This is a genomic window from Variovorax sp. 01T439_2 (assembly GCF_056398445.1).
The window spans coordinates 1-6,690 of record NZ_JBFTPJ010000242.1; the positions used below are offsets into that span (position 1 = coordinate 1).

Annotated in this window: 7 protein-coding genes; all 7 read left to right on the top strand. The window is 67.8% G+C overall.

The window, feature by feature from the left end; genetic code table 11:
• Positions 1 to 602, top strand: a 602-nt coding sequence (locus AC1DOC_RS13460) for an ABC transporter substrate-binding protein (protein WP_478129919.1), incomplete at its 5' end; no start/stop codon positions are given.
• A gap of 25 nt (positions 603 to 627) precedes the next feature.
• Entirely contained in the window at positions 628 to 1,488 is an 861-nt protein-coding gene (locus tag AC1DOC_RS13465) for a branched-chain amino acid ABC transporter permease (protein ID WP_012746725.1), read from the top strand.
• Between the two features lie 8 nt (positions 1,489 to 1,496).
• The gene (locus AC1DOC_RS13470) at positions 1,497 to 2,456 is read left to right on the top strand and encodes a branched-chain amino acid ABC transporter permease (protein WP_412510581.1); all 960 of its coding nucleotides are present in this window, start codon (positions 1,497 to 1,499) and stop codon (positions 2,454 to 2,456) included.
• Positions 2,453 to 3,220, top strand: a complete 768-nt coding sequence (locus tag AC1DOC_RS13475) for an ABC transporter ATP-binding protein (protein WP_018903107.1) — start codon at positions 2,453 to 2,455, stop codon at positions 3,218 to 3,220. Before AC1DOC_RS13470 ends, AC1DOC_RS13475 begins: the two co-directional genes overlap by 4 nt.
• The gene (locus AC1DOC_RS13480; RefSeq protein ID WP_307593936.1) at positions 3,217 to 3,927 is read left to right on the top strand and encodes an ABC transporter ATP-binding protein; all 711 of its coding nucleotides are present in this window, start codon (positions 3,217 to 3,219) and stop codon (positions 3,925 to 3,927) included. Before AC1DOC_RS13475 ends, AC1DOC_RS13480 begins: the two co-directional genes overlap by 4 nt.
• 34 nt (positions 3,928 to 3,961) lie before the next feature.
• On the top strand, positions 3,962 to 5,218 hold the full coding sequence (locus AC1DOC_RS13485) for a Zn-dependent hydrolase (protein WP_478129920.1): 1,257 nt from the start codon (positions 3,962 to 3,964) through the stop codon (positions 5,216 to 5,218).
• Positions 5,215 to 6,687: a M81 family metallopeptidase gene (locus tag AC1DOC_RS13490; protein WP_478129921.1), complete on the top strand. Its 1,473-nt coding sequence runs from the start codon at positions 5,215 to 5,217 to the stop codon at positions 6,685 to 6,687. Before AC1DOC_RS13485 ends, AC1DOC_RS13490 begins: the two co-directional genes overlap by 4 nt.
• Positions 6,688 to 6,690 lie beyond the last annotated feature (3 nt).

Consider the following 6,690-nt stretch of genomic DNA (forward strand, 5'->3'; position numbering starts at 1 on the left):
GCTACCACTCGCTCAACGAGAAGGAGTTCAGCGGCTACCTGACCAACGCCATGGCCGCCAAGCCCGACGTGCTGCTGCTCTTGAACTTCGGCGCGCAGTCGTCGGCCGCGCTGCGCCAGGCGGTGAGCTTCGGCATGCACAAGAACATGACGATCCTCATGGCCTGGGCCTCGGGCCTGGAGCAGTTCGACGAACTGGGCGCGGACCTGTGCGACGGCGTCTACTTTGGCGCGCAGTACTGGCACACGGCCGACACCACCCTCAACAAGGACCTGGTGAAGCTCACGGCCGACAAGCTCAAGATCGTGCCCAACTACAGCCTCGCGGGCTCGTATGTCTGCACCAAGATCCTGATCGACGGCATCGTCAAGGCCGGCACCGTGGACCAGAAGGCTGTCATCGCGGCGCTCGAAGGCATGAAGTACGAGGGGCTCACGGGCACGGAAGAAATCCGCAAGGCCGACCACCAGGTCATCAAGGACTACTACCTGCTCAAGGGCAAGGCCAAGTCGAAGATGAAGAACCCGGCCGACTATGTGGACGTGGTGAGTTCGGGCAAGTCCTTCCTTCCGCTCGACAAGACCGGCTGCAAGCTGGCCTGAGCACGCCAAGGACACCGACGCGCCCATGACCGTCTACCTGCTCCAGACCATCAACGGAATCGGCATCGGCATGCTGTATTTCCTGCTGGCCGTTGGCTTGTCCATCGTGTTCGGCCTGCTGCGCTTCGTGAACTTTGCGCACGGGGCCTTCTACCTGCTGGGCGCGTACCTGTGCTTCCAGGCCATGCAGTGGGGGCTCGACTTCTGGGCCGCGCTGGTGCTGGTGCCGCTGTTCGTGGGCGCGCTCGGCTGGCTGGCCGAGAAGCTGCTGCTGCGCCGCGTCTATGCCAAGGCGCATGAGTTCCACATTCTCGTGACCGTGGGCCTTGCGCTCGCGGTGCAGGAGATCGTCATCGTGTTCTGGGGGCCGCTGGGCAACAGCGTGGCCACGCCCGACCTGCTGCAGGGCGTGGTGATGTGGGGCAGCTTCATCTATCCCAAGTACCGGCTGTTCGTGATCGGCTTCACCGCCGTGCTCGCGGTGCTGCTGTGGTGGGTGCTCGAAGGCACGCGCCTGGGCAGCGCGGTGCGCGCGGGCAGCGAGTCGACCGAGATGGTGTCGCTGCTCGGCATCAATGTGTTCCGCGTGTTCAGCCTGGTGTTCGCGCTGGGTGCGGCCACGGCGGCGCTGGCAGGCGTGCTGGCCGCGCCGATCCGGGGCGCGGAGCCCTTCATGGGCGTGGAGGCGCTCAGCGTGGCCTTCGTGGTGGTGGTGATCGGCGGGCTCGGCAGCTTCGGCGGCGCACTGGTCGGCGGCCTCTTGATCGGCATCGTGCAGAGCCTCATGAGCACCATCTGGCCGCCGGGCGCGAGCCTGATGATCTACGTGGCGATGGGGGCCGTGCTGCTGCTGCGCCCGCATGGCCTGCTCGGCCGCAGAGGATGAACATCGCCATGCCCAAAAAAATCACTTTCCTTTTGGCGCTCGTCGTTGCGCTGGTCCTGCCGCTGGTTCTGCGCTCGGGTTCGCTCGCGAGCGAGGTGCTGATCTACGCGCTGGCGGCTCTGGGCTGCAACCTGCTGCTGGGCTACACGGGGCTGCTCTCGTTCGGTCAGGGCATCTTCTTCGGCCTCGGCAGCTACACCATCGCGATCCTGCTCACGCGGCTTTCGCTGCCGATGCCGCTTGCCTTGCTCGCGGCCGTTGCCATGGGCGCATTGGGCGCGGCGGTGGTCGGCTGGGTCGCGATCCGCCAGCGCGGCACCTACTTCGTGATGCTCACGCTGGCCTTCGCGCAGATGTTCTACTTTGTGGCGTACACCGCGTCGGGGCTCACGGGTGGCGACAACGGCCTGCTCGACGTGCCGCGCCCCGCCTTCATGGACACGCCCTGGAAGTACTACGCCTTCGTGGCCGTGATGTTCCTCATCGCCTTCGGCCTGCTGCTGCGCGTGACCGATTCGGTGTTCGGCCGCACGCTGCTGGCCATCCGCGACAACGAGGACCGCGCCGCCGCGGTGGGCTACGACCTCAAGCGCTTCAAGCTGCTGGCCTTCGTGATCTCGGGCGCCGTCACGGGCCTCGCGGGCGGGCTGCACGCCATGATGACCGGCATTGCGCCGCTGTCGAATGCTGAATACCACACGAGCGAGATGATCCTGGTCATCACCGTGATCGGCGGCACCGGCAACTTGTTTGCCTCGGTGCTGGGCTCGGCTTTCTATGTGCTGCTGGCCGACTGGCTCTCCACGCTGTGGCCGCGGTGGCTGCTGCTGCTGGGGCTGATGCTGATTGCGGTGAGCATCGGTATGCAGCGCGGTCTCTGGGGCCTGGGCGAGAGTGCATGGCGGCGCGTATTCCGCAAGGTGCCGGCCGCCGCCAAGGTGCCGGCCGTGCAGGGAGAACAGGCATGAGCGATATCCTCATCGAAGCCATTGGCGTCACCAAGCACTACGGCAAGTTTGCCGCGCTCGGCGGGGTCGACCTGAAGATCAAGCGCAACACCGTGCACTCGGTGATCGGTCCGAACGGCGCCGGCAAGACCACGCTGTTCCACATGCTCACGGGCACCGGCACCACCACGGGCGGCCGCATCCTGTTCGACGGCCACGACGTGACGCATGAGCCTGACCACAAGCGCGTGCAGCGCGGCATGGCGCGCTCGTTCCAGGTGACCAGCCTGTTCGCGAGCCTTTCGGTGCGCGAGAACCTGCGCGTGGCGGCGCAGGGCATCGCGCCGCGCCAGGCCATGAACTGCTGGCGCGCGCCGGTCGGCGAACGCGCCTGCGCCGAGACGGTGGCCGAGGTGCTGGAACGCGTGGGCCTGCAGCGGCTGGCCGACGTGCCCGCGAGCGAGCTGTCGCACGGCCAGCAGCGCCGCCTCGAAGTGGGCATGGCACTGGCCGCCAAGCCCAAGGCCATCTTCCTGGACGAGCCCACCTCGGGCATGGGCATCGACGACCTCGACGACATGAAGCGGCTGATCCGCGGCCTGCGCGACGCCCACACCGTGGTGCTGATCGAGCACAACATGAACATCGTGATGGACATCTCCGACACCGTGACCGTGATGCAGCTGGGCCGCGTGCTGGCCGAAGGGCTGCCGGGCGACATCCGGGCCGATGCGCGCGTGCGCACGGCCTACCTGGGCAACATGATCACCGGGGGCAAGGCATGAGCGGCAATATCCTCGAGGTCGAGGCGCTGCATGCCCACTACGGCAAGAGCCACGTGCTGCAGGGCGTGTCGATGACGGTCGGCGAGGCCGAACTGGTCACGCTGCTGGGCCGCAACGGCGCAGGCAAGTCGACCACGCTCAAGGGCATTGCCGGTGCGGTCACGCCCACCGGCGGCCGCGTGCGCTTCCGGGGCGCGGACATCGCGGGCCTGCCGCCGCATCGCATTGCCACGCGCGGCGTGTGCCTGGTGCCCGAGCACCGCGGGGTCTTCAAGCTGCTCACGGTGGAAGAAAACCTGCTGCTCGGCCAGCGCCGCGATTCGCCCTGGCAGCTGAACGACATCTACCGCATCTTCCCGCGCCTGAAGGAGCGGCGCCGCAACGGCGGCGGCCAGCTCTCGGGCGGCGAGCAGCAGATGCTGGCCATCGGCCGCGCGCTCATGAACCACCCGCGGCTGTTGATCCTCGACGAGCCGGTCGAAGGCCTCGCGCCGGTGATCGTGGAGGAAATCGTCGCTCAGCTCAAGCTCATCAAGGCGGCCGGCGTGGCCATCCTGCTGGTCGAGCAGAACCTGGAAGTCTGCGTGCAGCTGGCGGACCGCCACTACATCCTGGAGCAGGGCGTGATCGTCCACGAGGCGGGCAACGCCGCCTTCATGGCCGACCACGATGTGAAAGACCGCTATCTGGGCGTGGGCCTTGCTTGAGGCTTCGCGCATCCCTTCTTCTTTTTGCAAAGCCATGAACTCACCCACCCCACTGCGCATCAACGGCGACCGTCTCTGGAATTCGCTGATGGAACTGGCGAAGCTCGGCGCCACCGAGAAGGGCGGCGTCTGCCGCATCGCGCTGACCGACCTCGACCGCCAGGGCCGCGACCTCTTCACCCGCTGGGCGCGCGAAGCCGGCTGCGAGGTGCGCGTCGACCGGATCGGCAACATCTTTGCGCGTCGCGCCGGCCGCGACAACACGCGGCCGCCGGTGGTCACCGGCAGCCACATCGACACCCAGCCCACGGGCGGCAAGTTCGACGGCAACTATGGCGTGCTGGCCGGGCTGGAGGTGATCCGCAGCCTCAACGATGCGAAGGTCGTGACCGAAGCGCCGCTGGAAATTGCGGTGTGGACCAATGAGGAAGGCTCGCGCTTCGTGCCCGTGATGATGGGCTCGGGCGTGTTCGCCGATGCCTTCACGCTCGAGCATGCCCTCGCGCAGCGCGACAACGACGGCATCAGCGTGGCCGAGGCGCTGGCTTCCATCGGCTATGCGGGCAGCGCGCCGGCTTCGGCCGCGGCCTCGCCCGTGGGCGCGTATTTCGAGGCGCACATCGAGCAGGGACCGGTGCTCGAGGCCAACGAGCGCGTGATCGGCGTGGTCGAGGGCGCGCTCGGCCAGCGCTGGTACGACGTGGTGGTGCAGGGCATGGAAGCGCATGCCGGCCCCACGCCCATGGAGCTGCGCAAGGACGCGCTGCTCGCGGCCTCCGAACTGGTGATCGAGGTCAACCGCATCGCGCTGGCCCATGCGCCGCATGCGCGCGGCACGGTGGGCTGGATCGACAACTATCCGAATTCGCGCAACGTGATCCCGGGCCGCGTGAAGCTCAGCGTCGACCTGCGCGCAGCCGACGACGTGGTGCTGTCGGCCATGGACGCCGAGCTGAAGGAGGCGGTACAGCGCATCGCCGCCAAGGGCAAGGTCGAGGCCACGGTGGAGCAGGTCGTCTACTTTCCGCCGCAGCCCTTCACGCCTGYGCTGGTGTCGGCCATTCGAGAGGCCGCGCAGCAGCAGGGCATGACCTGGATGAACGTGATCAGCGGCGCGGGCCACGATGCGGTGTACCTTGCGCGCGTGTGCCCCACGGCGATGATCTTCGTGCCCTGTCTCGACGGCATCAGCCACAACGAGATCGAGGATGCGCAGCCCGGCCACCTCGAGGCCGGCTGCAATGTGCTGCTGCAGGCGATGCTGCAAAGCGCGGGAGTGGCGTCGTCATGAAGGTGCTGATCGCAAGGCTCAACCACGAGACCAACACCTTCTCGCCGGTGCCCACGCCGCTCGCGGCCTTCGGGCCCGACGGCCCCACGTTCGGAGCGCAGGCCTACAGGGACAACAAGGGCATGCGCACGGCGATGTCGGCCTTCATCGACCTGGCCGAGCAGGCCGGCGCCACGCTGGTCACGCCGGTGTCGGCCTCGGCCAATCCGAGCGGGCCTGTCGATGCCGGGGCCTACAGCACGCTCACCCAATGCATCGTCGATGCGGCGCCGGGCTGCGATGCCATCCTGCTCGACCTGCACGGCGCGATGGTGGCGCAGAACAGCGCCGACGGCGAAGGCGACCTGCTCGTGCGGCTGCGCGCCGCGGCGCCCGGCGTGCCCATTGGCGTGGCGCTCGACCTGCATGCCAATGTCACGCCCGCGATGGTCGGCAATGCCGATRTGATCGTCGGCTTCAAGACCTATCCGCACATCGACATGTACGAGACCGGCGCGCATGCCGGCCGCCTGCTGTTCGACCTGCTCGAAGGGCGCAGCAGGCCCGCGATGCGCTGGCATCCGCTGCCGCTGATGGCGCACACGCTGCGCAGCGCCTCGTTCACCGGCGCGATGCAGCGGGCCATCGAGGCAGCGCGCGAAGCCGAAAAATCGGAATCGCTCGCGGTATCGATCTTTGCGGGCTTCTCGCTGTCGGACATCGAGGCGCCCTGCATGAGCGTGGTGGTGGTCGATGCCGAAGCGCCCGAGCGCGCGCAGGCCACGGCCGACCGGATCGCCAGGCAGATGTGGGACGAGCGCGAGGCCTTCATCTACCGCAGCGAGCCACTGGCCGAGTCGATTGCGCGCGCCAAGGCTATCGCCGAGGGCGCGACGCGCCCGGTGCTGCTGCTCGACCATGGCGACAACTGCATGTCGGGCGGCAGCTGCGACACCATGGACGTGCTGCAGGAAGCGCTGGCGCAGGGGCTCGATGGCATCGGCGTCGGTCCGCTGTGCGATCCGGAGGCGGTGGCCGCGCTGATCGCGGCGGGCGAGGGCGCAGAGGTGACGGTGGCCCTTGGCAACAAGGTGTCGCTCGAAGGCATCGGGCTGTCGAAGAAGCCCATGGCGCTGACCGGCACGGTGCGCACCATCGGCAACGGCGAATACGTGATCACCGGCCCCACCTACACCGGCCAGCGCAGCAGCATGGGCCGCACGGTGCTGTTCGATATCGGCGCGGCGCGCATCGTGGTGACCGAGCGCACGCAGGAGCCCTGGGACATCGGCGTCTTCGAATGCGCGGGGCTCGATCCGCGCAAGGAACGCTTCCTGCTGCTCAAGTCGCGCATGTACTGCCGGCCGGTGTTCGAGCCGCTCTCGGCTGCGCTGGTGGAGTGCGACAGCCCGGGCGTGACCAGTTCGGACTACGGCCTGTTTCCGTTCTCCAAGGTGCGCAGGCCGGTCTTTCCGCTCGACGCGATCTGAGCC